Genomic DNA, 25,652 nt, shown 5'->3' on the forward strand with positions numbered 1-25,652 from the left:
TAACCATACACTATTATGAAAGGACGTGAATCTTATGCCATTGCCAAAATCAAACACATATACGATTGATGACATCTATGCTCTCCCTGAAGGACAGCGCGCAGAATTAATTGACGGCCAGATCTACGATATGGCTCCACCAAGTCCGATGCATCAGGAACTTGTAATGGAACTTTCTGCTACTCTCAGAGATTACATCAAAAAGAATGGTGGACCATGCAAAGTCTACCCTGCTCCGTTTGCTGTATTTTTAAATGAAGACGACCGCAATTATGTGGAACCAGATATCTCTGTTATTTGTGATTCTTCCAAGGTTGACAACAGGGGATACCAGGGAGCTCCTGACTTCATCATTGAGATTGTTTCTCCAAGCAGTCAGCGCATGGATTATCTGACAAAACTTTTTAAGTATCGTACTGCAGGTGTTCGTGAATATTGGATTGTCAATCCATTGCAACGCACTGTACAGGTATATTCATTTGAAGGTACCGAGGATTCCACCCAGTACTCCTTTGATGATGAAATTACGGTTACAATCTATGGTGACCTTAAGATTTGTGTTGCAGATCTGCTGAAGTAAATACCATTCCGGCAAAATCACCGTAATGGTCAATCTATTCTAAACTACAAAAATAAGCAAGCTATCTTGTCTCTTGGCCGGAGTAAATAACTTGCCTATTACATATAATTTGTAACTATTCCCAGTTGTCTAGTTAGATATATTGTACGTCACCTATACAAATATGTCAATTTTCAACTTGTAAGGAATGCTTACAAGTTCACTATACAAATAGAGAAAGGAACAATTATGGACGATTTTGAAAGTAAATTAACCGAATTACACGATCGAGTTATTGGAAATGCTTTATCTGATGAAGAACGTGCAAATTATAGTGAATCACTTTTTGACTCTATCAAACACGAAACTGAAGCGGGTGAAGAATTTTGGTATGCGCGTGAGCTACAAATCGCCTTAGAATATAAACAATGGCGTAGATTCTGCTCAGTAATTGACAAAGCTAAAGAAGCTTGTCAAAACAGTGGTTACAATGTTTCTGACCATTTTGCCAACGTTGGCAAAATCGTGAAAGCCGGCGCAACTACAAAAGATATTGGTGATATTGAATTATCCCGCTATGCCTGTTACCTAATTGTGCAAAATGGTGATTCTCGCAAAAAGGTGATTGCTCTTGGTCAGACTTATTTTGCAGTTAAAACCAGACAGCAAGAGTTAATTGAAAACTTCGATAATCTTACTGAAGAGAAAAAGAGATTAGCAATCCGTGGTGAAATGATTTCACATAATAAATCTCTTGCTGAAGCTGCAAAAATGGCTGGTATCAGCGACCCAAGAGACTATGCTATTTTTCAAAATAAAGGATACAAGGGATTATATGGCGGATTAGGTGTAAAAGAAATACATGCTCGAAAAGGGTTAAAGAAAAGCCAAAAGATTTTGGATCACATGGGAAGCACCGAATTAGCAGCTAATCTTTTCCGTGCAACACAGACCGATGAAAAACTTCGACGTGATCATATTACCGGGAAAGAAGAGGCTAATCAAACCCATTTTGATGTTGGTCAAAAAGTTCGCCAAACAATCAAAGATCTGGGAGGTACTATGCCTGAAGATCTTCCGACTCCAAAGAAAAGTATTAAGCAGATTGAAAGAGAACAACGAAATTTAAAAGAATAAGTAAAAACCGCTCCTGCGTCAACAGGAACGGCTCAAAGACTAATGCCCCGAAGGATACACCAGTACGTTCAATAATTAGTGTATCATCTTCGGAGCAGTCACGCAAGCGGAACACTTGTTCCTTGCTGGCTGTTATTTTTATACGCAAATTTGTGCGACGTCGCACATATATACTAAGGAAGGTGATATGATGAGTGAATTAAGATATGCCTATGGCTATATCCGCGTATCCACGCACGATCAGGAAGAAATCTCCCCGGATTCTCAGGAGAATCTTCTCCGGGAGTATGCTACCAGGAACAATATTGTAATCCTTAAGATTTTCTCTGACCTTGGAATCTCCGGCCGGAAAGCTGAAAAGCGTCCAGGCTTCCAGGAGATGGTCGGACTTGCAAAGGGTTCTGATCACCCGGTAGATCTGATCCTGGTATGGAAGTTCTCACGATTTGCCCGGAACCAGGAAGAATCCATTGTCTACAAGTCTCTTCTCAAGAAGCAACACAATGTAGAAGTCGTGAGCATCTCCGAACCTCTTTCAAATAATCCTTTCGGTTCTCTGATTGAACGTATCATTGAGTGGATGGATGAATACTACTCTATCCGATTATCTGGTGAAGTATTCCGGGGCATGAAAGAAAATGCAACCCGTGGAGCATACCAGGCACGTCCGCCACTCGGATACAAGGTCGTGGAGCATGGCAAGCCTCCGGTAATTATCCCAGAAGAAGCAGAAATCGTGCGCATGATATTTAACTGGTATGCGAATGAAGGTATCGGATTTTTTGATATTGCAAGACGCTTGAACAATCTTGGGCTTAAGACCTCACAGGGCAAACCATTTGAGCGGAGATCTATTGAGTACATCATTCAGAATCCTTCCTACTGCGGTATGATTCGGTGGAACCGGACAGAAAACAGTACGAACAGAATCAAGGATAAAGATGAATGGATCGTCACAGAAGGACAACAGCCGGCAATTATTACAAAGGAATTATTTGATGCAGCACAGAAACGATTCGAAACAACCTACAGCCCTTCCGGAAAACGTCCCTCTTCTACATATAAACACTGGCTCTCCGGATTACTGAAATGTCCTGCATGTGGACGTACATTGACTGCTGCCACCATGAAACGTGCGAACGGTGAGAAATACTCCTACTTCTCTTGCTATGGATATCATAAAGGAAAATGTGAGAAACCACATGGAATCAGTTCCCTTATCCTGGAGAAAGAGGTCCTTGCCTGCGTCAAGGAATCTCTAAGCTCCGGCAACATTTCTTACACCTTAAAAGAACGTCAGCCGATAGAAGTCTCCAATGAGAAAAATATATTAACCAGTCGTCTGGAAAGTCTTTCCGGAAAAGAAGAACGAATCAAAGCTTCTTACCGTGAGGGAATTGATACTCTTGAGGAATATAAAGCGAATAAAACACTGCTTCAGAAAGAACGCATACACTTGGAAGAACAATTAAAAGAACTGGAAGACAATACTCCAAAAGATACGCCGGATCCTGCTGCCAACATACTGTTAAGGGTGCAGGGCGTCTATGATATCCTAGTCTCCGATTCTTTTACTACAGCACAAAAGAACGAAGCATTAAAACAGATTGTGGACAAAATTGTCTACGACCGAGAACAAGATTCTCTGAAAATCTATTATTTCTTATATCAGTAAAATACCCGCAAACCACTGTAAAATAAGGGCTTGCGGGTTCTTTATACGTTGTAGCAAAAAGGTTGACACAGTGGGGCTCAAAGACCTTAGGTGATCAAGGCTATACTCCTATCCAAATTCTGCGTTACTACTACGGTGATGACATGTATATTAACACTGCCAGTGCAATTTCCGGTATTCCATCGTCCTGGCCGGGTTACGACTTAAGTATCGGTTCCACCGGTGACAAGGTACGCCAGATGCAGGAGCAACTCCTTGTTATATCTGATGCCTATCCAGCAATTCCTAAGATTGATGCAGATGGAATCTTCGGTCCTGCCACTGAAGCTGCTGTACGAAAATTCCAGTTAATCTTCGGTCTTCCAGTGACTGGAATTGTTGATTATAAAACATGGTATAAAATCTCAGAAATATATGTTGGAGTATCTAGAATTGCAGAATTAAATTAGCTTAGATGGCTAAATACATCACCAAAGAATAAATTCAAGAATGCCTCGGCATTCTTGCTGCGAGGTGCGCGTCATGCAATTGCATGACATACTTCTACTGTGCACCTCTGCAATCCTGCCGGAGGCTATATCGAGATGACTTAGGAACTATATTATCTAAATTTTCATGTGATACAGGTATGTTCTCCTGTATCACATGAAACCCTCAAACTGACAGAATAATTACATTTTTTCATGTTTCTTTTTTCCACGTTCATCGTAGTCATCAAGAAAATTGTAAATATCATCATCTTTGTGATATCCAATGACTGTTCTTAAATTTACATTATGAACACTTCGGAAAATATTCTTTTCAATCAGATTGCTTTCTTCTCTGAACTGCGCGATTAGTTCTTTCATTTCATCACGTTTGGAACCACGTCCTCCGCCACAGGTTGCACAATTTTCTGTAAACCTGCATGCACACTGGATAAAATTTAATTGATTATAATCTCGCCATCCAATAATATCCGCCTCTTTAATCAGATACATTGGTCGAATCAACTCCATACCTTCAAAGTTCGTACTATGAAGTTTAGGCATCATTGTCTCAATCTTCCCACTGTATAGCATTCCCATCAGAATCGTCTCAATCACATCATCATAATGGTGTCCTAATGCAATCTTATTACATCCAAGCTCCTTCGCATGTGAATAAAGATAACCTCTGCGCATTCTTGCACAGAGATAACACGGATTTTTGTCAATGTCTGCTACAGTATCAAAAATATTGCTTTCAAATACTGTTAACGGAATTCCAAGGACTTTTGCATTATCCTGAATAATCTTCCAGTTATCTGCATTATATCCTGGATTCATTACAAGAAAGACGAGCTCAAAATTTGCTTTTCCATGTTTTCTAAGCTCTTGAAAAAGTTTCGCCATAAGCATAGAATCTTTTCCACCAGAAATACAGACAGCAATCTTATCTCCGTCTTTTACAAGTTCATACTCCCGAATTGCCTTCGTAAATTTGCACCAGACAGATTTACGGAACTTTTTAATAATACTTTTTTCAATATCCTTCTGTTTTTCAGCCATGACTGTCTCATTTTCCACAAAACGTCCAAGCATCATACGTAGAAAAGAACGATATCCACCTTCAATATTGTACGCCTCATATCCTGCTTCTTCCAGCATATTTACTGTATAAGCACTCCACTCCCCAGTGTGGCAAAGTACATATACTGGTTTATCTCTCGGAATCTCATCTCTTCGATTGTCCACTTCCTGCATCGGAATATTGATTGCACCTTCAACGGTTCCTCTACAGTAAGCATCCTCCGGACGGATATCCAAAATTGTGACCTGATTTATATCTTTCTTCTCTACATCTTCTATAGTAATCGTCTTCATTTTCCCTTATGTCCTCTTATCTACGCAATATTTTCTCCATCACAGGATACACAAGCACTGCCCCATTTCTCACAGTCCACTTTTCATGGCGGATTGTACGGTACCCTCTCTTTTCAAACATAATTACTGCAGGCAACGTAGCCTCCAGACGTACCGACTCATATTCTCTGGCAATCACATCTTCCAACCGCTGCATAATCAGACTGCCAACGCCATGTCTCTGATAATCTTTCCTCACAAAGACCCGAGTAATATGGTTGCCCTCAAAACTGCCGGCACCAATCACACACTCCCCATCCTGAAGGATATAAATGCGTTCCTCTTCAAGATCACGTTCCAAATTCTCCCAGCAATGCTGCTGGCTAAAGAACCTTACCACTTCCTCCGGATAGTACTTTGGATAAACTTCTTGAATCGTATTTTGAACAAGATCATAGAATTCCTCCATATCATCAATTGTCGCTTTTGTATACTCCAATTCAACACCTCATACACAATTTCAATTTGGGACAAGTTATTTTTCAGTTGGGGACGGGGGTTTTTCAAAAAAACCCCGTCCCCAACTACAATTAAAAGAAAATTCTGGCAATATCGTTATACATCACTACTACCATCAAAATCATTAGAAGTGCCATGCCTGCCAGATGCACGTAGCCTTCTTTCTCCGGTGGAATCCGTTTCCTACGGATCGCCTCTATGAGTAAAAATACCAGTCGTCCTCCGTCCAATGCCGGTAATGGTAATAAATTCATGACCCCTAAGTTTGCCGATAGCAGAATTCCAATATTAAGGAATTGTGCTATTACAATAAATACACCATATGACTTGCTTTCATTATAAGTTGTATCTACCATATTTACGATTCCCACTGGACCGGATAATTGTTTGACGCCTACGTTTCCTGTCACCAGTTGTTTTAGACTTTCAAATGTAGTACATATCCAGAATTTAACTTCGTACGCACCATATTGAACAGATGTCCATGCATTTGCTTTTGTATTTCCACCTCCACTGATTCCGATACGATAATATCCAAGTTCGTCATCCATCTTCGGTACTAATGTCGCTGTATGTTTTTCTCCGTCATGGAGATACGTTACTTTCACAGTCTCTCCTTGATGGAATTGATTATAATAAGTAATCTCACGGAAAATATTAATCTTCTTTCCACCCATCCGAACAATGGTGTCTCCCTCTTGTATGCCGGCCTCTGCCGCAGAATATCCTTCTTCTACACTCGAGATAACTGGTTTATCATATCCGACCATTGCTGTCAAAATTACAGCGAGAACAAATGCCATAATAAAGTTAAAAATCGGTCCCGCTGCAATGACTGAAATTCTTGCCCATACAGATTTTTTATTGAAGTTTCCAGGTGACTCTGTCTCTTCATCGTCTTCGCCCATTGCACAAAATCCACCGATTGGCAACAAATGTACAGCGTAAACTGTCCCTTTGTATTCTTTTGAAAATAATGTCGGACCCATGCCAATAGCAAATTCCTGTACATCAATGCCGTTTAACTTTGCAAGTGTAAAATGTCCAAGTTCATGAAAGAACACAATAAAACTAAAAATTAAGATTGCAAATATAATACCCAAATCTAACGATTACCTCCTGCTTTTGATTCGTGCGTAAGTTTCAGCTTCTGTCTCCAGAATCTGGTCAAGTGTCGGATTCTCAATATTCTTATGTGCTCTCATACAATCCTCTATAATCTCTATAATCTCCAGATATTTAATCTCCCTGTTCAAAAATTGTCCGACTGCCATTTCATTTGCCGCATTGAATACAGTTGGAAGCGATCCCCCTGTTCTTCCCGCTTCATAAGCCAGTGCCAGTCCGTAAAATGTATCCATATCCGGCTTTTCAAAATCCAGTTTTCCCATGCGCCAGAAATCCAGCCTGTCTCCCGGCAAATACCTGCGCTTAGGATAATAAAGTGCATATTGAATTGGAAGTTTCATATCTGGTGTACCAAGTTGTGCAATAATTGCGCCATCTTCATATTCCACCATAGAATGAATGACACTCTGCGGTTGTACAACGACTTGTACTTTATCCACCTCCACTCCAAAAAGCCATTTTGCTTCAATGACTTCCAGACCTTTATTGACCATAGTTGAAGAATCAATCGTAATTTTCCGTCCCATTGCCCAATTCGGATGCTTTAGCGCATCTTCTACCTGAATATTCAAAAGGTCTTCCTGTTTTTTCCCGCGGAACGGTCCACCAGAAGCTGTCAATAAAATCTTATGGATCGAATTCATCTTATTGCCTTGAAGTGACTGGAAAATGGCACTGTGCTCACTATCCACCGGAAGAATGGAAACCCCCATTTCTTTTGCCAGTGGCATAATGATATGTCCCGCAGTTACCAATGTCTCTTTATTTGCGAGAGCGATATCTTTTCCTGCTTTAATTGCCTCAACCGTCGGGCGGATTCCAATCATACCAACAACAGCTGTCAACAGTATCTCCACTTCTTCCATAACTGATACTTCAATCAGTCCGTCCATACCAGTTACGATTTTTACATCCAGATCCTGTACTTTTATTTTTAATTCTGCTGCTTTTTTCTCATCCCAGACAGCTACAAGTTTTGGCTGAAATTCCCTGATCTGCTCTTCCAGAAGCGAAATATTACTTCCTGCTGCCAGACCAAGTACCTCGATATCTCCATTTTCTCTTACGACTTCCAGTGTCTGTGTTCCAATGGAACCTGTAGAACCCAGAATTGCTATTTTCTTCATATTACCACCTTTTAATATATCATATGATTTCTCGTTACAAATTCCCCGCCAGCGCCATGGTCAGATAATAAATAATCGGAGCTGTAAATATTACACTGTCGAACCGGTCCAGAATTCCACCATGTCCCGGGATCAATTTCCCGTAATCCTTAATCTCATGATTTCTTTTAATTGCAGAAGCAGCCAGATCTCCAACCTGTGAAATCATTCCACCGACTCCGCAAATGATTGCGTATTCCAGAACTCCTGCCTGTGCTCCTGCCCACTGATTCACAGCTAATGCAAATAACACTCCTAGAAGCGCAGCCCCCAGTACGCCACCAATACCACCTTCTACAGATTTCTTTGGGCTGAGTTTTGGTGCCATCTTGTGCTTTCCAAGAAGCATACCGGCACAATACGCACAAGTGTCACAGCCCCAGGAACTTAAGAAAATCAACCATACAACTATGTCCCCATCTTCCAGCATGCGTGTCTGATAAATGTAGGACAACATTACTGCTACATAAAACACTCCAAAAAATACAGTCATCACCTGTTCAGATCTGTAATTTGGAAATGTAAATACATATACCGCCATAACTAATACTAAAAACACAATCGTAAAAAGTGTCATATACTGAAGATTCCCAGTATAGAGCAGTACATAATAGGCCACTGTTGCCAGATATCCTGCAAATCCTAAAAGTTTATTCTGAACTTCTATCACTTTATATAATTCTGTCAATCCAATCAGGCTGACAACCGCAAGCAGACCCAAAAGAACATTTCCTCCAGTTCCGACTGTTGCGATCAGCACAATCACCAGTATAATTCCACTTATGAGCCTTGTCTTAAACATCTTATTCCTCCTTCACGCCGCCATAGCGTCTGTCCCTGCGATTATACTGTTCAATTGCCTTCTCCAATTCCTGCTTGGAAAAATCCGGCCATGGAACATCGGTAAAATAAAACTCTGTATAAGCAAGCTGCCACAAAAGATAATTGGACAATCTCTGCTCTCCACTTGTGCGAATCAGAAGGTCAGGATCTGGAATATCGTGTGTATCCAGATACCTTTCTATACATGCCTCATTCACTTCTTCCGGCATAAGTTTTCCTTCTTTTACATCTTCAGCCAACGTGCGTACCGCTCTTGTGATTTCATCACGGCTTCCATAATTGATTGCAATCTGAAAATTCAATCCACCATTATTTTTCGTTGCCTCTTCAAGCTCCAGAATTCTCTTCTGAATATCTTCATCCAATTTTGTAATATCTCCGATTACACGGACTTTCATATCATTTTTCGCTGCTGTCTTAAGACAGGTTTTCATGTAATTGCGAAGCAGCTTCATCAGAGCATTTACTTCTTCTTTTGGACGATTCCAGTTCTCAGTAGAAAAAGCATATACGGTCAGATATTTTATTCCCATGCACCATGCTTCTTCACAAATCTTCTCTACATTCTTACTTCCCTGTGCATGCCCATAATTACGCGGCATTCCTTTTGCCTTTGCCCAGCGTCCGTTACCATCCAGAATAATCGCAACATGCTGTGGTATATTCATAATATTATCCTCCTGCTGACTAAAATTATCTCACACATTTCAAATCTGACACAAATATATTTCAACATTCAAGAATGTCTCGACATTCTTCTGTGAAATTTTTTTCTTATCAACATTAAATCTTATCAACATTAAATGAGGACAGACCCCTCCTGCATATCTGCCGGGGCTGCCCTCTTCTTTTCATTCCAGACTATACAGTCATAACTTCTTTTGATTTTACTTCAACAGCACGGTCAATCTCTTTAACATACTTATCCGTCATCTTCTGAAGTTCATCTTCCAGATTCTTGATCTCGTCTTCAGAAACATCAGAACCTTTCAGCTTCTTAAATGCATCATTTCCATCACGACGGATGTTACGAATTGCAACTTTCGCCGCCTCGCCTTTTTTCTTAACATCTTTTACAAGCTCTTTACGTCGTTCTTCTGTAAGTTCCGGAAAGATCAGTCTTACAGCAGTTCCGTCATTTGTCGGATTGATACCAAGATCAGAAACCATGATTGCTTTCTCGATAACTTTGAGCATGCTCTTCTCCCATGGCTGAATCTGAATCATTCTCGGTTCCGGAACAGATACGTTCGCTACCTGTTGGATTGGTGTTGGTGTTCCATAATAATCTACCATAATTCTGTTCAGCACATTCGGATTGGCACGTCCTGCACGAATCGTTCCCATCTCACTGTCCAGACTATCCATTGTCTTCTGCATCTTTGTATCATATACTTTTAATTTCTCATTCATATTGCTATATCCTCCTTATTATACCGTCACTTTTGTTCCTGTAAATGTTCCACTCATTGTCTCTACAATGCTGTTCGGCTCATTCAGTCCGAATACAAGCATCGGCATCTTATTCTCAAGGCACATAATAGAAGCCGTCAAATCTACCGCCATCAGCTTTTTGTCAATAATCTCCTGAATACTAATTTCGTTATATTTCTTTGCCTGTGGATTTACCTTTGGATCGCTGTCATAGATTCCATCGATTGCCTTTGCCAGAAGCATTGCATCTGCTTCAATCTCAATAGCACGAAGTACAGCACCTGTATCTGTAGAAAAATACGGGTGCCCGGTTCCTCCTGCAAAAAAAACAACCTTTCCCTGATTCAATGCTTCCACAGCTTTATCTTTTGAAAATAATGTAGTAAATGCACCGCATACGAACGGGGTAAATACTTCTGTCTCCATTCCTGCAAAACGGAAAATATCAGATACGTAAATACAGTTCATAACTGTTGCAAGCATTCCAATCTGATCTGCCTTTACACGGTCAATTGTCTCGCTGGTTCTTCCTCTCCAGAAATTACCTCCACCTGTTACAATTGCTACCTGAACACCGTCATCAACAAGCTGTTTTACCTGCTTTGCAACTCCAATACATGTTGCCTCGTCAAATCCTGTCTTTTTCTCCCCGGCGAGAGCTTCCCCGCTGAGCTTTAACAATACTCTTTTCATAGTTCATTACTCCTTGCGCTACATTTCATACAGTTCATTTTTATATCAGCCGGGAGATGACTCCCACCTCTATAGGGTGAGAAACAAGCTGGTATCAGTGGTAGGAGTCAATCCCCCAGCTGATATAGCCTCCGGCAGGATTGCGGAGGTGCGCAGTAGAAGTATGTCATGCAAGCGCATGACGCGCGCCTCGCAGCAAGAATGCCGAGGCATTCTTGAACTGTATGATCTGTTTCGATCATTTCTGTCATCTGGCACTTTACTCACAGGCAGACAACATCTTTGTATATTATATCATAAGCATCTGTAAAAAGGAATATCCTAGTGATTATTGATTTAGAAATTGATTTTCTACCATATCCCAGATTTCATCTCTTCCTTGCTTAGTCTGAGAAGAAAATGGAATGATCGTTGTCCCTGGAATCAATTTCAGCCCTTCTCTTAGCACTTTCATCTGCTTCTGCACCTGACTTCTTTTAATCTTGTCGAGTTTCGTTGCTATAATGATTGGATGAAATCCCTGATCAACAATCCACTGATACATTATTCTGTCATTTTCAGATGGTGCATGCCTGATATCAATCAGCAGGAATACTGCTTTCAATTGTGCAGAACTATGAAGATAACGTTCAATCAACTGTCCCCATTTAATTTTTTCCTGTTCAGACACTTTTGCGTATCCATAACCCGGAAGGTCAACAAGATACATTTCATCATTAATACTATAATAATTAATCGTCTGTGTCTTACCCGGAGTCGCTGAAATTCTTGCATAAGATTTCCGGTTCATCAACGCATTAATCAGCGATGATTTTCCTACATTTGATTTTCCCGCAAATGCGATCTCCGGTTTTGTATTCTTTGGCAGAACACTTGTAATTCCACATACTGTTTCAAGATTTACATTTTTAATGACCATCTTATCCCTCCTGTTCTTTAGAAAGTGCATAATCAAGCACTTCATCCATATGAGATACACTGACTATCTTAAGACCCTTTGTGATCTCTGAAGACATTTCTTCAATATCCCCCTCATTTTCTTTAGGAATCAGAATCATCCGGATCCCGGCATTTTTTGCTGCCAAAAGTTTTTCTTTTAATCCACCGATTGGAAGCACCCTTCCTCTTAGTGTAATCTCACCGGTCATAGCCACATCCGCACGTACCTTTCTTCCTGTCGCAGCTGAGAATATCGCCGTTGCCATTGTAATACCTGCAGACGGTCCATCTTTTGGTACTGCTCCTTCCGGAATATGGATATGTATATCATGTTCTTTAAAAAATTTCTCATCAATACCATGTTCTTTGCTGACAGAACGTATATAACTGATCCCGGCTCTTGCAGATTCTTTCATTACATCGCCAAGCTGACCAGTCAGAAGGATCTCACCCTCCCCCGGCATCACATTAACCTCAATCTGAAGTGTATCCCCTCCGACACTGGTCCATGCAAGTCCTCGGACAATTCCGACTTCATCCTGTTCATTTGCCTTCTGGAACTGGTAAATCTCTTTGCCTAGATAATGCTCCAGATTACGTTCTGTAACTTTAATACATTTCTTATTATCTTCTAGAATCTCTCTGGCTGACTTTCTGCAGATGCCTCCAATTTTCCTTTCCAATTGACGAACTCCCGCTTCCCTTGTATACACGGTCGCAATTTTTTGAAGTGCTTTCTTACTGATTGAAAGTTGTTCCTCTGAAAGTCCATGACTTTTTAACTGCTTTGGAATCAAATGTCTCTGGGCAATATGAATTTTCTCATTTTCTGTATAACTGTTGATCTCGATTACTTCCATACGGTCAAGAAGTGGTCTTGGAATTGTTTGTAATGTATTAGCTGTCGTAACAAACAGTACTTCCGACAAATCGATTGGAACTTCCAGATAATGATCACGGAACTTGTCATTCTGTTCACTGTCCAGTACTTCCAGAAGTGCAGAAAATGTATCTCCTTTATAGTCATTACTAACTTTATCAATTTCGTCTAAAAGCATCAGTGGATTCTTTACTTTTGCATTTCGAAGTGCTGTCGCAATTCTTCCAGGCATTGCGCCTACGTAAGTCTTGCGATGTCCCCGGATCTCAGCCTCATCACGCACACCACCAAGAGAAATGCGGACATAAGGTCTTCCAAGCGCTTCTGCAAGTGATCTTGCAATAGAGGTCTTACCGGTTCCCGGGGGACCTGCAAGGCAAAGAATCGGAGTCTGTCCTTTACTTGTGAGGATTCTAACTGCCAGAAATTCCAGTATACGATCTTTTACCTTTTCCAGACCATAATGTTCTTCATCAAGCTTTTCTTTCGCAGCTTTGATATCAAGATTCTCCTCACATCTCTTATTCCACGGCATCTCAAGCATCGTTTCAATATAAGTTCTTACAACACCAGACTCTGCCGGGCTTGCCATCTGGCTTTTAAATCTTTTGATTTCTTTTGCTAATTTTTCTTTCACTTCACAAGATGCATCTAAATCTTTCACTGCCTGTTCGAATTCCTCCGCATCTGTCTGAAGTGTATCTTCCCCTAGTTCCTCACGAATCAGTTTCATCTCTTCTCTTAAGATATATTCTCTCTGATTCTTATCTACACGCTCTTTTACCTTTTTCTGAAGTTCCTCTTTCACACTGAGTACGCGCATCTCATTGACCACACGAAGAGAAATGTCTTCATATCTCTGAAGAATATCCTGCTCTTCCAGAACTTTTTGGGTATCTTCATAATCCATTGGAAGATTGGCAGCAATTGTATCGACCATGACGCGCAGCGATTTTATCTCTTCGATCATCATGGCGAGTTCTTTTGCAAGCTTTGGATTTTTTGACATATAATCCCTGAACAGTTCACGAAGTCCACGTACCATTCCTTCTTCATTGATTGGATTTTCCAACAGTTCCCGGTCTTCCGGTTTGCAGAAATCCGGCAATATTTTTACCGCGGCCTGAACATAAGGTTCTTCAGATTCAATCCAGGAAAGACCTGCACGCTGCTCTCCCAATACTAGAACACGTTTCATATTTCCCGGAAGCTTTACAATCTGTTTTACAGTTGCAACACAGCCAATTCTGTAAAGATCTGACTCCTTTGGCTCTTCCACTTCAACTTCCTTCTGCATTACAAGAAATATTTTCTGATCTTTTTTCATGGCCTGTGTGATTGCCTGCACAGATTTTTCACGGCTCACATCAAAATGTGTCACCTGCTCTGGCAGCACTGCAAGTCCACGAAGTGCCACCATCGGCAGACTCATCAACTCATTTTCCATACTGTTTACTCCTATAATTCAAAAATGAGACGGGAACAATTTTACTCGTACCCGCCTCTTTCATTATGCGCTTTGTGTATTCACAGAAGTGTGTTCACACTCTGGTTTTGCTTTTCCCGTCACCACGTCACCGGTGATCCGGCACGTTTTCAGTGTCTCATCGGACGGTGCGCGATACATAATATCCATCATTGTGTTTTCCATGATTGCCCGAAGTCCTCTGGCTCCGGTCTTTCTTTTCAATGATATATCTGCAATCTCGTTTAATGCAGAATCGTCAAATACTAATTTCACTCCATCTAGTTCCAAAAGTTTTTGATACTGCTTTACGATTGCATTCTTTGGCTCTGTCAAGATACGGATCAAAGCATCATGATCCAGCATCTCAAGAGATACTGTAACTGGTACACGCCCTACCAGTTCCGGAATCAATCCAAATTTCACAAGATCCTGTGGCAGCACCTGAGCTAACAATTTATCTACATCATCTTCATGCTTCTCTGCAATTTCTGCATTAAATCCGATAGATTTCTGATCAATACGTTTCTCAATAATCTTATCAATTCCTTCAAATGCACCGCCACAGATAAATAAAATATTCGTTGTATCTATCTGTATCAATTCCTGATGTGGATGCTTTCTTCCACCCTGTGGAGGAACATTTGCAACCGTGCCTTCTACAATCTTAAGAAGTGCCTGCTGAACACCTTCTCCAGATACATCTCTTGTAATTGACGGGTTCTCAGATTTTCTTGTAATCTTATCGATCTCATCAAGATAGATAATACCATACTCTGCACGTTCAATATCATAATCTGCAGCCTGAATCAGTTTTAGAAGAATATTTTCCACATCTTCTCCTACATATCCTGCCTCAGTAAGAGCTGTTGCATCAGCTATTGCAAATGGAACATTCAGAATTTTTGCAAGTGACTGGGCAAGAAGTGTCTTACCACACCCTGTCGGACCCAGCATCAGTATATTACTCTTATTCAATTCGACGCCGAGATCTCTCTGTGCCATAATACGCTTGTAGTGATTATATACAGCAACAGAAAGAACCTTTTTTGCCTCATCCTGTCCAATCACATAATCATCAAGAAATTCCTTGATCTCTTCCGGTTTCAAAAGATTGATATCTGAAAACGGAGTCCAGGAATCATTCTCATCATATGCCATCTCTTCTTCTATAATCTCAGAGCATACTTCCACACATTCATCACAGATATAAGTATCATTCGGTCCTGCAATCAATTTTTTCACCTGAGCCTGTGACTTATTACAAAATGAACACCTTATCTGATCATCATTTCTTCCCAATATTCTACACCTCATTAAAGAATAGGGAACATATCTGTTCCCTATCGTCTTGTAATTACTTCATCGATTAATCCAAATGCTTTGGCTTCCTCAGCGGACATAAAATTATCTCTGTCAGTCTCTCTGCTAATGACCTCCAGCGGCTGTCCTGTATTCTCTGCAAGAATCCGGTTCAATCTCTCACGAGTCTTCAGGATATGCTCTGCTGCAATCTGAATTTCAGTTGCCTGACCCTGAGCTCCTCCAGATGGCTGATGAATCATAATCTCGGAATTTGGAAGGGCAAGTCTCTTTCCTTTTGTACCTCCGGCCAGAAGGAATGATCCCATGCTTGCTGCCATACCGATACAGATTGTCTCAATATCACATTTGATATACTGCATAGTATCATAAATTGCCAGACCTGCAGATACAGATCCGCCCGGACTGTTAATGTACAGATGAATATCCTTTTCCGGATCCTCTGCTTCCAGGAAAAGAAGCTGCGCGATTGCTACACTCGCTGATGCATCTGTAACTTCTTCTCCAAAAAATATAATTCTGTCCTTTAATAATCTTGAATAGATATCATAGGAACGCTCTCCTCTGCTTGTCTGTTCAATGACATAAGGTACTAAACTCATACATATGCCTCCCTGTTATATTTCAGTGACTTATTATTTCTCTACAGCGTTCTCAACAAGGAAATCAATTGCTTCCTGAACAGCCATATCGTCTTTCATCTGCTGTTTCTCAGCCTCTCCTACAAGATCTTTAAGTTTTTCAACTTCCATATCGTAAGACTTAGCCATCTCAGCTAACTTCTCATCAATCTTCTCGTCAGAAATCTCAATATTCTCAGCTTTTGCAATTGCCTCGAGAACAAGACGTGTCTTAATGTTCTTCTCTGCTGATGGAAGCATCTGCTCCATCATCTTGTCTGCTGTCATTCCTGTGAACTGTGCATACTGCTCCATTGTCAGTCCCTGTGACATCAGATTCTGAGCAAAATTATCCATCTGCTGGCGCGCCTGTGTCTTGATCATAAGTTCAGGAATCTCCATTGTTGCATTCTCGATAGCTTTTGCGATTACCTGATCTTCTTTTTTTGCTTTTCCTTCTTTAGCTTTTTCTTCTTTAATCTTAGCTTTTACATCAGCCTTGTACTCATCTAATGTATCAAACTCAGATACTTCTGCTGCGAATTCATCATCAATCTCCGGAAGCTCTTTCTCTTTGATCTCATGTACTGTACATTTGAATACAGCATCTTTTCCCTGAAGGTTCTCTGCGTGATACTCCTCCGGGAATGTAACTTTAACTTCTACTTCTTTCTCTGCCTCTACTCCGATAAGCTGATCCTCGAATCCTGGAATAAATGTTCCGGAACCAATTGTAAGAGAATAGTTCTCTCCTTTTCCGCCCTCGAATGCTTCTCCGTCAACAAATCCTTCAAAATCAAGAACAACTTCATCTCCGTCTTTAACCGGACGTCCTTCTACTGCAACTGTTCTTGCGTTCTTTCCAGCCTCTTCCTGAATCTTAGCGTCAACTTCTTTCTGTGTTACGCGTGTAGATACTTTATCTACCTCAAGTCCTTTGTACTCTCCAAGAGTAACCTCCGGTCTTGTAGCAACAAGTGCTGTGAAGATGAACGGTTTTCCTTTCTCGATCTGTGTAATATCAATCTCCGGCTGAGATACAATCTGAAGATCACACTCATCGTAAGCCTCTGAGTAAGCCTGTGGAATCAGAGCATTCGCTGCATCTTCATAGAATACATCTGCTCCATACATCTTCTCAACCATCTGACGCGGAACTTTTCCTTTACGGAATCCTGGCATACTGATTTTATTTTTCTGTTTCTTGTATGCGTTCTGAAGTGCTTTTTCTAATTCATCAGCAGAAACTTCGATTGTGAGTTTCGCCATATTTTTTTCTAATTTTTCTACCTGTAAACTCATCTACCCTTTTCCTCCTATTTCTATCCCCCTTGCATGGGCAATCCGCAAAAGGGCATATTACATTGCATTCACTCAAGAAGTATATCACAAACATTTCCAAATATCCAGTTCGATTTTACGGATATTGCGTTTTTTTATAAGGTTTTCATAAATTATCTCTGATATACAATAGAATCTGCAATTTCTACTGCTTTTTCCTCGCTGATAAGCACTTCGATCAGTTTCAGTGCAAAATCAATTGCAGTTCCAACTCCCTGACTTGTAATGATATTTTCGTCAGTTGCTACTGGTGCTCCGGTCAGATATGCATCTTCAATCTCACTTTCCATGTCTGGATAGCAAGTCGCTCTCTTTCCTTTTAAAAGTCCCATATCTGCGAGAATTGTCGGTGCCGCACAAATTGCTGCCACATATCTTCCGTCGTCATATGCTTCTTGAACTGCCTTTCTGACATTCTCATCTTCTTTCAGATTTGTTGTTCCCGGCATTCCACCCGGAAGCACGATCATATCGGATTCTTTAAAATCAATCTCTGTGATCAGATCCTCTGTCTGCACAGGTATTCCATGTGCTCCGCGCACTGTATAATCATCTGTAATTGACACTGTATCCACATACACTTTTGCTCTTCGAAGCAGATCTACTACCGTCAGAGCCTCAATCTCTTCAAATCCATCTGCTAATAATACAGTTACTTTTTTCATACTAAATTTCATAACGGATCTCTCCTTTTCTTATTTTTCTTGACTCATTTTCTTAATAGTAACACTGTTTACTTTTTGTGTAAACTGAATTATGATTATGCCATGGAGGTATTATAATATGGAAATAGAACGCAAATATCTTATTGATACTCTTCCGGAAGATTATCAGGATTATCCCTGTCGTCACATCGAACAGGCCTATCTGAACACGGATCCGGTTATTCGTATCCGGAAGGACAATAATAAACATGAACTCACTTATAAATCAAAAGGTCTCATGGCAAGAGAAGAATATAATCTGCCACTTGATGAAGCTTCATATCAGCATCTGCTCACAAAGATTGACGGACGTCTCATCAGAAAAAAACGTTATATGATTCCACTCAATGATTCTCTAACTATTGAATTAGATATCTTTGAAGACGATTTGGCTCCACTGCTTCTGGCTGAAGTAGAATTTCCAGATGAAGCTTCGGCACTCTCTTTCACACCACCAGAATGGTTTGGAACAGATGTTACATTCTCCAGCGAATATCACAACAGTACTCTTAGTTTAAAATAGTCTGATTATATTGTTAATTTTATTTAAAAGCAACATATTGTTGCTTTTTCTTATTTTGCCACATTTCGGCGCATATTCTTTTATTTATTGAACAAATTGTTATGATGTAAACATATTTTTGATTCAATGGAGGAAACATCAATGGCCAATATCCAATTGACCGAGAATCTTCGTATTCTGCGTGAGCGAAGTAATCTTAAGCAGGATGAATTTAGCAGATATCTGAATATTTCTCGTCAGACATATTCCAATTACGAGCGTGGCACACGCACCCCTGATCTGGAATTACTCAAATCAATTGCTGACTTTTATCATATTACCATTGATGAACTTTTATTCTGTAACGGCTACAAGATTCCTCTGTATTCCATGCAGCCCGATAGAATTTCCGAGGGCGAAATTCCGTATATTAAATGCAAAAAATCCGATAATATCATCTATCTCTCCGATGAAGAGCTAAAGCTTTTACTTCTTTTTCGTGCTGCTTCTGACGAAGTGAGACAGATTATTACCGGCTTTCTTGCAAATTCAAATAATCGGGAAGAATAACAGATTGGGAAGAGATCTCATCTGTTATTCTTCCATGACAAATTCATCATGTACTGCATTCATAGCTTTATCAATATCTTTCTCAGCTACGAGTACTGTAATACGAATTTCTGATGTTGAAATCATGTTGATATTGACTCTGGAATTGTACAGCGCCTCGAACATTCTGGATGCAACTCCCGGATTGCTCATCATTCCTGCTCCTACAACAGATAATTTTGCCACATCTTTGTTGTATGTAATATCCTTAATCGTAAGTCTTTCTTTATTCTTATCCAAAACTTCTAACGCATGTTCAAGATCATCCGAAGCAACAGTAAAGGAAATATCTTTTGTCCCCTCGCGTCCTACAGACTGTAAAATAATATCTACATTAATGTTATTGGCTGCCAATGTATCAAATACACTAAAAGCTGTCCCTGGTTTGTCTTCTACTCCGATTACAGAGATTCTTGCTGTATTTTTATCTGCTGCAACTCCTGTTACTAACAGTTTTTCCATTCCTGTTCCCTCCCCTACTACGGTTCCTTCTGTCTGATTGAGACTAGATCTGACTACCAGCTCTACATTGTATTTTTTTGCCATCTCGACTGAACGGTTGTGAAGTACTTTCGCTCCAAGGCTCGCCAGCTCCAGCATCTCATCATAAGTAATAAAATCTAATTTTTTTGCATTCTTTACAATTCTCGGATCAGCTGTAAAGACTCCATCAACATCTGTATAAATCTCACATTTGTCTGCATGAAGTACCGCAGCAAGCGCAACTGCAGTTGTGTCTGAACCACCTCGTCCAAGTGTTGTAATATCGTCATACTTATTCACACCCTGGAATCCTGTTACGATCACAATCTTTCTGGAATCCAGTTCATGTCTGATACGCTTAGTATCTACACGTTTAAATCTTGCATTTCCATAACGTGATGTTGCATGCATCGCAACCTGGAATGCATTTAGAGATACCGCTGGCACATCCAGTGCCTGCATAGCCATAGCCATCAATGATACTGACACTTGTTCGCCTGTTGTCAAAAGCATATCTAACTCACGCTTCTTTGCATCTGGGTTGATGGAATTTGCAAGTTCAATCAGCTCATCTGTTGTATCTCCCATCGCAGAAAGCACGACTACCACATCATGCCCTGCTTTATAGTCTTCAATGCAGCGTCTTGCCACATTAAATATTCGTTCTTTATTGGCAACAGAAGTCCCGCCAAATTTTTTAACGATCAGCATAGTTTCTCCCTTTCCCTAATCTTCAATACGGATCATATGAAGAATCTGGTCTTCATAACTCTTCGCTCTTGTATCATAATCACCTTCCATCATGATCGGAGTCACAAATCCAAACTCTCCGTCCAGACCGTCAACCTTCACGATTTCAACATCCCCAAAGGAATAACGGATATCTTCAATCTTCTCCTCCACGTTCCCTTTCATACGGATAAAGAATCGTCTCTTCATGGAAGATTTATCTTCCAGACGGAGTTTCTCTTCTTTCCACATAGTCATCACATTGCGGTTCAGGTTCTTGGCCGCTTCCACTACATCGGATACAACAGCACTTGCCGTTGGAAGTTTTCCTGCCCCGCTTCCATAGAACATCGCATCTCCCAAGACATTTCCATGAACGAAAATTGCATTGAAAACACCATTTACATTGTAAAGCGGGTGATCCGGATAAAGCATGCAAGGTGCGACCATCGCGCCAAGTCTTCCGGCATGTGTCTTGCTGGAAGCCAAAAGCTTGATTGTAGTTCCCATAGCCTTTGCATATCTCATATCTTCTACTGTAATCTTTGTAATTCCTTCACAGTAAATATCTTCAAAATCTACCTGCTGACCGGAAATCAGAGATGACAAAATTGCAATCTTTCTGCAGGCATCGTATCCTTCTACATCTGCCTCCGGATTTCGCTCTGCATATCCGTTATCCTGTGCTTCCTTTAATACAGAAGCATAATCTGCTCCTTCATAGAACATCTTCGTCAACATATAATTCGTCGTGCCATTGAGGATTCCGGTAATTTCTTCAATCTCATCTGCTGTCAGTGAAGAATTAAGCGGACGGATAATCGGAATACCACCGCCTACACTCGCCTCAAACAGAAAATTTATGTTCTTTTCTTTTGCAATAGAAAGCAATTCTGCACCGTGCTTTGCCACAAGTGCCTTATTGGAAGTTACGACACATTTTCCGGCAAGAAGGCTTCTTTTCACAAAGGTATACGCTGGCTCGATTCCTCCCATGACTTCCACAACGATCTGGATCTCATCATCAGAGATAATTGTCTCAAAATCATGAATTACTTTTTCCTGTATCGGATCTTCTGGAAAATCCCTGATGTCCAACACATATTTTACATTCAGTGCATCCCCGATTCTCTGGGCAATGCGCTCACCATTGGTATCAATAACTTCCACAACACCTGAACCAACTGTACCATACCCCATCACTGCTATATTTATCATACCGTTCCTCCCTTTTCACCGCCTGATACATATTTTAAATAGGCGTTTATAAACATATCAAGATCTCCGTCAAGAACCGCCGTAACATTGCCATTTTCCACATTCGTTCTGTGGTCTTTTACCAACGTGTATGGCTGCATAACATAGGACCTTATCTGATTACCGAATCCGATGTCTTTTACTTCTCCCCGGATATCTGATACTTTTTCTGCCTGTTCCTGCTCCTGCAGCAGCTTTAATTTTGCCTTCAACATCTGCATAGCTTTTTCTTTATTATGATGCTGTGATCTTTCATTCTGGCATTGAACTACAATTCCTGTCGGCAAATGCGTGATTCGGATTGCAGAAGATGTCTTATTGACATGTTGTCCACCAGCCCCGCTTGCACGATAGGTATCAATTTTCAGATCATCATCTAAAATATCAATATCAATGTCTTCTTCAATATCCGGCACCACATCGCAGGAAGCAAAAGAAGTCTGTCTTTTTCCCGCTGAATTAAATGGCGAAATTCTTACAAGCCGATGTACACCTTTTTCTGATTTCAGATAGCCATAGGCATTGTCTCCAACTACTTCAAATGTAATATTTTTTATTCCGGTAATATCTCCATCCAGATAGTCCAGTACCTGAACCGAAAATCCTTTTGTCTGAAACCACCTGGTATACATACGGTACAGCATGTTCACCCAGTCACATGCCTCCGTTCCGCCTGTTCCGGCATGTAATGTCATAATCGCATTGCAGGAATCATATTCTCCAGATAACAATGTCTCAATTCTGAGTTTTTCAAAATCTTCCTCAAAATGAGCAATATCCTTTTCAATTTCCTTCACCATCGAGCGGTCTTCCTCTTCATCAACCATCTCAATCAGTGTACAGATATCATCATACTCCGAATATAATGCATGGATCACTTTCAAATGTTCCTGAAGATCTTTTAATTCTTTCATGATTTTTTGTGATTCTTCCGGCGCATCCCAGAATCCCGGTTCTTCTATCTTACGTTCCAGTTCCTCAACCCTGTTCTCTTTGCCGGAAATGTCAAAGTGAATCCCTCATTTCGGCAAGAGGTTCTTCATAGGAGTTCATAATTCCCTTATACTGTTCTAATTCAATCACACTGCCTCACCTCTTTCTTTTTTATGTTTTTAACTTACTGCATAACGACATCTCTCCCGTCACTTTTCGCAACGGGAGATTCATCCCTTTTTCGATCTGTCTGTTATTTATTTCTTCCACAGCACTGTTTGTACTTCTTACCACTTCCACATGGGCAAGGGTCATTTGGATAGATTTTCTTGCTTTCCCGCTTCTTCGGCTCACGAAGAGCTGTGTCATCTTTATTGGTTCCAGTTACTTTTGCGACCTGCTCGCGCTCAGCTTTCTGCTCGATTCTTACATGCATCAAAGTTCTGACTGTTGTCTCTGTAATTGCCTGAGTCATCTCGCCGAACATATCATATCCAAGCATCTTATACTCAATCTTCGGATCACGGTTACCGTAAGCCTGAAGACCGATTCCCTGACGGAGCTGATCCATATCGTCAATATGATCCATCCATTTTGCATCAATAACTTTTAAAAGCACGACACGTTCCAGCTCACGGATATGCTCTGGCTCCGGAAACTCTGCTTCTTTTGCTTCATATGCTTTTGCTGCGCGCTCTTTTAACAGATGCTTCAGCTCTTTCTGTCCCATGCCTTTGACATCATCCGGTGTCACCGGTGCCATCGGAATGACCGCTCCTATTACACGGTTCAATTCAATCAGATCCCAGTCCTCATAGTCCTGATCGACTGAAACTTCAGCATCTACAGTATTCTCAATGTAATCGTTAATCATATGGAAGATGGAATCACGCATATTCTCGCCATCCAGCACACGTCTTCTCTCTTCGTAGATGATTTCTCTCTGCTCATTCATAACCTGGTCGTACTCTAACAGATTCTTACGAATTGCAAAGTTATTGCTCTCAATCTTCTGCTGAGCTTTCTCAATCGCACTGGAAAGCATCTTATGCTCGATCTGCTCACCTTCTTCTACTCCAAGCGTCTCAAACACCTGCATCAGTCTCTCAGAACCGAACAGTCTCATTAGGTCATCTTCCAGAGAAATGTAGAATCTAGATTCTCCCGGATCTCCCTGACGTCCGGAACGGCCACGTAACTGGTTATCAATACGTCTGGATTCGTGACGCTCAGTACCGATGATCTTTAATCCACCGGCTTCTCTTGACTCATCATCCAGCTTGATATCTGTACCACGACCGGCCATATTCGTTGCGATTGTGACAGCATCGTGAATACCTGCCTGCGCCACGATCTCAGCCTCCAGTTCATGATACTTAGCATTCAATACATTATGCTTAATTCCTCTTCGTTTGAGCATGCCGCTTAAAAGTTCAGAAGTCTCAATTGTAATTGTACCAACAAGCACTGGCTGATGATTTGAATGTGCTTTCTCAATTTCATCACATACTGCTTTGAATTTTTCCTTCTTTGTCTTGTATACGGCATCTTCCAAGTCTTTTCTCGCAACCGGACGATTGGTTGGAATCTCAATTACATCCATTCCATAAATCTCACGGAACTCCTTCTCCTCAGTAAGAGCCGTACCTGTCATACCGGCTTTCTTCTCAAATTTGTTAAACAAGTTCTGGAAAGTAATGGTTGCCAGTGTCTTACTTTCTCTCTTAACCTTCACATGCTCTTTTGCTTCGATTGCCTGATGAAGTCCGTCAGAATAACGGCGTCCCGGCATAATACGTCCGGTAAACTCGTCAACGATGAGTACTTCATCGTCTTTTACAACATAATCCTGGTCACGGAACATCAGATTATGTGCACGCAGTGCAAGGATAATATTATGCTGGATTTCCAGGTTTTCCGGATCAGCCAGGTTCTCAATATGAAAGAACTTTTCAACTTTCTTTACCCCATCTTCTGTCAGGTTGATATTCTTCTCTTTTTCATTAACGATAAAATCACCAGTCTCTTCAATATCCTCGCCCATAATGGCATTCATCTTACTGAATTCACCACTCGCCTCGCCTTTTTCCAACTGACGCGCAAGAATATCGCATGCTTCATATAGCTTGGTAGATTTATCACTCTGACCGGAAATGATCAGTGGTGTTCTCGCCTCATCAATCAATACGGAATCGACCTCATCGATGATAGCATATTTCAGTCCACGCTGAACGAGCTGCTCTTTATAAATAACCATGTTATCTCTCAGATAATCAAATCCGAGTTCGTTGTTCGTTACATAAGTAATATCGCAATTGTATGCAGCACGTCTCTCATCATTATCCATGCTATTCAATACAACTCCGACAGTCAGTCCCAGGAACTCATGAACCTGTCCCATCCACTCAGCATCACGCTTTGCCAGATAGTCGTTGACTGTTACAATATGCACCCCCTCACCGGTCAATGCATTCAAATAAGCCGGAAGTGTAGAAACCAGTGTCTTACCTTCACCAGTCTTCATCTCAGAAATACGTCCCTGATGAAGAATAATTCCTCCGATCAACTGTACTCTGTAATGCTTCATGCCAAGTGTACGTCCTGCCGCCTCACGCACAACTGCAAACGCCTCTGGCAGAATATCATCCAGTGTCTCTGTGTCTTTCAGACGGCTCTTAAATTCCTGTGTCTTATTCTTAAGCTCCTCGTCGGAAAGCTGCTCCATCTGCGGCCCCAACGCTTCAATCTCATCTACAATGGGATAGATACGCTTTAACTCATTTTCACTATGTGTTCCAAAAATTTTTTGCAATAAGCCCATATCTATACATTACTCCTTGTCCGTAAATTTACTCAGTATCCATTCTATCACTATCAAGAATGCAATTCA

At 40.8% G+C, this 25,652-nt stretch carries 23 protein-coding genes and 1 pseudogene; 6 read left to right on the top strand and 18 right to left on the bottom strand.

The genetic code is table 11. The annotated features are described in order from the left end of the window. The first annotated feature begins 34 nt into the window (after nt 1-34). The 4 genes and pseudogenes from G593_RS0111390 to G593_RS0111405 all read left to right on the top strand — a co-directional run. Nucleotides 35-580 carry a Uma2 family endonuclease gene (locus G593_RS0111390; RefSeq protein WP_029731755.1) on the top strand — a complete coding sequence of 182 codons (546 nt, stop codon included), beginning with the start codon at nt 35-37 and terminating at the stop codon, nt 578-580. A 228-nt stretch (nt 581-808) separates the two neighbouring features. Continuing rightward, a complete protein-coding gene (gene dinD / locus G593_RS0111395; RefSeq protein WP_029731756.1) occupies nt 809-1,696 on the top strand; it encodes a DNA damage-inducible protein D in 888 nt (295 codons plus the stop codon). Nucleotides 1,697-1,883: 187 nt separating this feature from the next. Then, complete coding sequence (locus G593_RS0111400; RefSeq protein ID WP_029731757.1) at nt 1,884-3,371, top strand: recombinase family protein; 1,488 nt, start codon at nt 1,884-1,886, stop codon at nt 3,369-3,371. Nucleotides 3,372-3,433: 62 nt separating this feature from the next. Continuing rightward, nucleotides 3,434-3,820 (top strand): annotated as a pseudogene (locus tag G593_RS0111405) (peptidoglycan-binding protein); the annotation flags it as partial. Between the two features lie 222 nt (nt 3,821-4,042). Here G593_RS0111405 and G593_RS0111410 read toward each other — a convergent pair. The 14 genes from G593_RS0111410 to G593_RS0111480 all read right to left on the bottom strand — a co-directional run bounded on the left by G593_RS0111410 (nt 4,043) and on the right by G593_RS0111480 (nt 18,222). Beyond that, on the bottom strand, nt 4,043-5,215 hold the full coding sequence (locus tag G593_RS0111410) for an ATP-binding protein (RefSeq protein WP_029731759.1): 1,173 nt from the start codon (nt 5,213-5,215) through the stop codon (nt 4,043-4,045). A 16-nt stretch (nt 5,216-5,231) separates the two neighbouring features. Beyond that, a complete protein-coding gene (locus G593_RS0111415) occupies nt 5,232-5,693 on the bottom strand; it encodes a GNAT family N-acetyltransferase (protein ID WP_005331292.1) in 462 nt (153 codons plus the stop codon). A gap of 91 nt (nt 5,694-5,784) precedes the next feature. Next, nucleotides 5,785-6,816, bottom strand: coding sequence for an RIP metalloprotease RseP (rseP, locus tag G593_RS0111420; protein ID WP_029731760.1), 1,032 nt, complete (start codon nt 6,814-6,816; stop codon nt 5,785-5,787). A gap of 9 nt (nt 6,817-6,825) precedes the next feature. Further along, a complete protein-coding gene (locus G593_RS0111425; protein ID WP_005331296.1) occupies nt 6,826-7,968 on the bottom strand; it encodes a 1-deoxy-D-xylulose-5-phosphate reductoisomerase in 1,143 nt (380 codons plus the stop codon). Between the two features lie 34 nt (nt 7,969-8,002). Continuing rightward, nucleotides 8,003-8,809 (bottom strand): phosphatidate cytidylyltransferase, encoded by an 807-nt coding sequence (locus G593_RS0111430; RefSeq protein WP_029731761.1) that lies wholly within the window; start codon nt 8,807-8,809, stop codon nt 8,003-8,005. Between the two features lies 1 nt (nt 8,810). Then, nucleotides 8,811-9,521 carry an isoprenyl transferase gene (locus G593_RS0111435; protein WP_288165522.1) on the bottom strand — a complete coding sequence of 237 codons (711 nt, stop codon included), beginning with the start codon at nt 9,519-9,521 and terminating at the stop codon, nt 8,811-8,813. 190 nt (nt 9,522-9,711) lie between these two features. Further along, complete coding sequence (frr, locus tag G593_RS0111445; RefSeq protein WP_005339772.1) at nt 9,712-10,263, bottom strand: ribosome recycling factor; 552 nt, start codon at nt 10,261-10,263, stop codon at nt 9,712-9,714. 18 nt (nt 10,264-10,281) lie between these two features. After that, nucleotides 10,282-10,977, bottom strand: a complete 696-nt coding sequence (gene pyrH / locus G593_RS0111450; RefSeq protein ID WP_005331308.1) for a UMP kinase — start codon at nt 10,975-10,977, stop codon at nt 10,282-10,284. 328 nt (nt 10,978-11,305) lie between these two features. Then, nucleotides 11,306-11,896, bottom strand: a complete 591-nt coding sequence (gene yihA, locus G593_RS0111455; protein ID WP_005339770.1) for a ribosome biogenesis GTP-binding protein YihA/YsxC — start codon at nt 11,894-11,896, stop codon at nt 11,306-11,308. A 1-nt stretch (nt 11,897) separates the two neighbouring features. Next, nucleotides 11,898-14,243 carry an endopeptidase La gene (gene lon / locus G593_RS0111460; protein ID WP_029731762.1) on the bottom strand — a complete coding sequence of 782 codons (2,346 nt, stop codon included), beginning with the start codon at nt 14,241-14,243 and terminating at the stop codon, nt 11,898-11,900. Between the two features lie 63 nt (nt 14,244-14,306). Beyond that, nucleotides 14,307-15,578 carry an ATP-dependent Clp protease ATP-binding subunit ClpX gene (gene clpX, locus G593_RS0111465; protein WP_005331326.1) on the bottom strand — a complete coding sequence of 424 codons (1,272 nt, stop codon included), beginning with the start codon at nt 15,576-15,578 and terminating at the stop codon, nt 14,307-14,309. 26 nt (nt 15,579-15,604) lie between these two features. After that, nucleotides 15,605-16,186, bottom strand: a complete 582-nt coding sequence (gene clpP, locus G593_RS0111470; protein ID WP_005331327.1) for an ATP-dependent Clp endopeptidase proteolytic subunit ClpP — start codon at nt 16,184-16,186, stop codon at nt 15,605-15,607. Nucleotides 16,187-16,219: 33 nt separating this feature from the next. Further along, nucleotides 16,220-17,506: a trigger factor gene (tig, locus tag G593_RS0111475; protein ID WP_029731764.1), complete on the bottom strand. Its 1,287-nt coding sequence runs from the start codon at nt 17,504-17,506 to the stop codon at nt 16,220-16,222. A 152-nt stretch (nt 17,507-17,658) separates the two neighbouring features. Beyond that, nucleotides 17,659-18,222, bottom strand: a complete 564-nt coding sequence (locus G593_RS0111480; RefSeq protein WP_005331330.1) for a DJ-1 family glyoxalase III — start codon at nt 18,220-18,222, stop codon at nt 17,659-17,661. Nucleotides 18,223-18,328: 106 nt separating this feature from the next. On the opposite strand from G593_RS0111480, the gene G593_RS0111485 reads away from it, so the two are divergent. Together G593_RS0111485 and G593_RS0111490 are read left to right on the top strand one after the other, a co-directional pair. Beyond that, the gene (locus G593_RS0111485; RefSeq protein ID WP_029731766.1) at nt 18,329-18,772 is read left to right on the top strand and encodes a CYTH domain-containing protein; all 444 of its coding nucleotides are present in this window, start codon (nt 18,329-18,331) and stop codon (nt 18,770-18,772) included. A 141-nt stretch (nt 18,773-18,913) separates the two neighbouring features. Further along, nucleotides 18,914-19,321: a helix-turn-helix domain-containing protein gene (locus G593_RS0111490; RefSeq protein WP_029731767.1), complete on the top strand. Its 408-nt coding sequence runs from the start codon at nt 18,914-18,916 to the stop codon at nt 19,319-19,321. 24 nt (nt 19,322-19,345) lie between these two features. Here the strand turns inward: G593_RS0111490 and G593_RS0111495 are convergent, their stop codons facing one another. The 4 genes from G593_RS0111495 to secA all read right to left on the bottom strand — a co-directional run bounded on the left by G593_RS0111495 (nt 19,346) and on the right by secA (nt 25,583). After that, nucleotides 19,346-20,554 carry an aspartate kinase gene (locus tag G593_RS0111495; RefSeq protein ID WP_005339755.1) on the bottom strand — a complete coding sequence of 403 codons (1,209 nt, stop codon included), beginning with the start codon at nt 20,552-20,554 and terminating at the stop codon, nt 19,346-19,348. 15 nt (nt 20,555-20,569) lie between these two features. Beyond that, nucleotides 20,570-21,790, bottom strand: a complete 1,221-nt coding sequence (locus G593_RS0111500; protein ID WP_022279713.1) for a homoserine dehydrogenase — start codon at nt 21,788-21,790, stop codon at nt 20,570-20,572. Beyond that, nucleotides 21,787-22,912, bottom strand: a protein-coding gene (prfB, locus tag G593_RS0111505) for a peptide chain release factor 2 (protein ID WP_105308843.1) whose coding sequence is annotated in 2 segments (ribosomal slippage) — nt 21,787-22,836 and nt 22,838-22,912 — 1,125 coding nt in all. Because the reading frame shifts where the segments join, the coding sequence is not laid out codon by codon here. Before prfB ends, G593_RS0111500 begins: the two co-directional genes overlap by 4 nt. 103 nt (nt 22,913-23,015) lie before the next feature. After that, nucleotides 23,016-25,583, bottom strand: coding sequence for a preprotein translocase subunit SecA (gene secA / locus G593_RS0111510; protein WP_005339750.1), 2,568 nt, complete (start codon nt 25,581-25,583; stop codon nt 23,016-23,018). Nucleotides 25,584-25,652: the final 69 nt, after the last annotated feature.

The sequence above is a fragment of the Dorea sp. AGR2135 genome, from assembly GCF_000420885.1.
GTDB classification, from domain to species: Bacteria; Bacillota; Clostridia; order Lachnospirales; family Lachnospiraceae; genus Dorea; species Dorea formicigenerans.

Excerpts from the sequence above, each read along its gene's own strand:
- G593_RS0111390 (WP_029731755.1), top strand. The coding sequence starts at position 35 with ATGCCATTGCCAAAATCAAACACATATACGATTGATGACATCTATGCT.
- dinD (WP_029731756.1), top strand. The coding sequence starts at position 809 with ATGGACGATTTTGAAAGTAAATTAACCGAATTACACGATCGAGTTATT.
- G593_RS0111400 (WP_029731757.1), top strand. The coding sequence starts at position 1,884 with ATGATGAGTGAATTAAGATATGCCTATGGCTATATCCGCGTATCCACG.
- G593_RS0111410 (WP_029731759.1), bottom strand. The coding sequence starts at position 5,215 with ATGAAGACGATTACTATAGAAGATGTAGAGAAGAAAGATATAAATCAG.
- G593_RS0111425 (WP_005331296.1), bottom strand. The coding sequence starts at position 7,968 with ATGAAGAAAATAGCAATTCTGGGTTCTACAGGTTCCATTGGAACACAG.
- G593_RS0111430 (WP_029731761.1), bottom strand. The coding sequence starts at position 8,809 with ATGTTTAAGACAAGGCTCATAAGTGGAATTATACTGGTGATTGTGCTG.
- frr (WP_005339772.1), bottom strand. The coding sequence starts at position 10,263 with ATGAATGAGAAATTAAAAGTATATGATACAAAGATGCAGAAGACAATG.
- pyrH (WP_005331308.1), bottom strand. The coding sequence starts at position 10,977 with ATGAAAAGAGTATTGTTAAAGCTCAGCGGGGAAGCTCTCGCCGGGGAG.
- yihA (WP_005339770.1), bottom strand. The coding sequence starts at position 11,896 with ATGGTCATTAAAAATGTAAATCTTGAAACAGTATGTGGAATTACAAGT.
- lon (WP_029731762.1), bottom strand. The coding sequence starts at position 14,243 with ATGGAAAATGAGTTGATGAGTCTGCCGATGGTGGCACTTCGTGGACTT.
- clpX (WP_005331326.1), bottom strand. The coding sequence starts at position 15,578 with ATGAGGTGTAGAATATTGGGAAGAAATGATGATCAGATAAGGTGTTCA.
- clpP (WP_005331327.1), bottom strand. The coding sequence starts at position 16,186 with ATGAGTTTAGTACCTTATGTCATTGAACAGACAAGCAGAGGAGAGCGT.
- tig (WP_029731764.1), bottom strand. The coding sequence starts at position 17,506 with ATGAGTTTACAGGTAGAAAAATTAGAAAAAAATATGGCGAAACTCACA.
- G593_RS0111480 (WP_005331330.1), bottom strand. The coding sequence starts at position 18,222 with ATGAAATTTAGTATGAAAAAAGTAACTGTATTATTAGCAGATGGATTT.
- G593_RS0111485 (WP_029731766.1), top strand. The coding sequence starts at position 18,329 with ATGGAAATAGAACGCAAATATCTTATTGATACTCTTCCGGAAGATTAT.
- G593_RS0111490 (WP_029731767.1), top strand. The coding sequence starts at position 18,914 with ATGGCCAATATCCAATTGACCGAGAATCTTCGTATTCTGCGTGAGCGA.
- G593_RS0111495 (WP_005339755.1), bottom strand. The coding sequence starts at position 20,554 with ATGCTGATCGTTAAAAAATTTGGCGGGACTTCTGTTGCCAATAAAGAA.
- G593_RS0111500 (WP_022279713.1), bottom strand. The coding sequence starts at position 21,790 with ATGATAAATATAGCAGTGATGGGGTATGGTACAGTTGGTTCAGGTGTT.
- secA (WP_005339750.1), bottom strand. The coding sequence starts at position 25,583 with ATGGGCTTATTGCAAAAAATTTTTGGAACACATAGTGAAAATGAGTTA.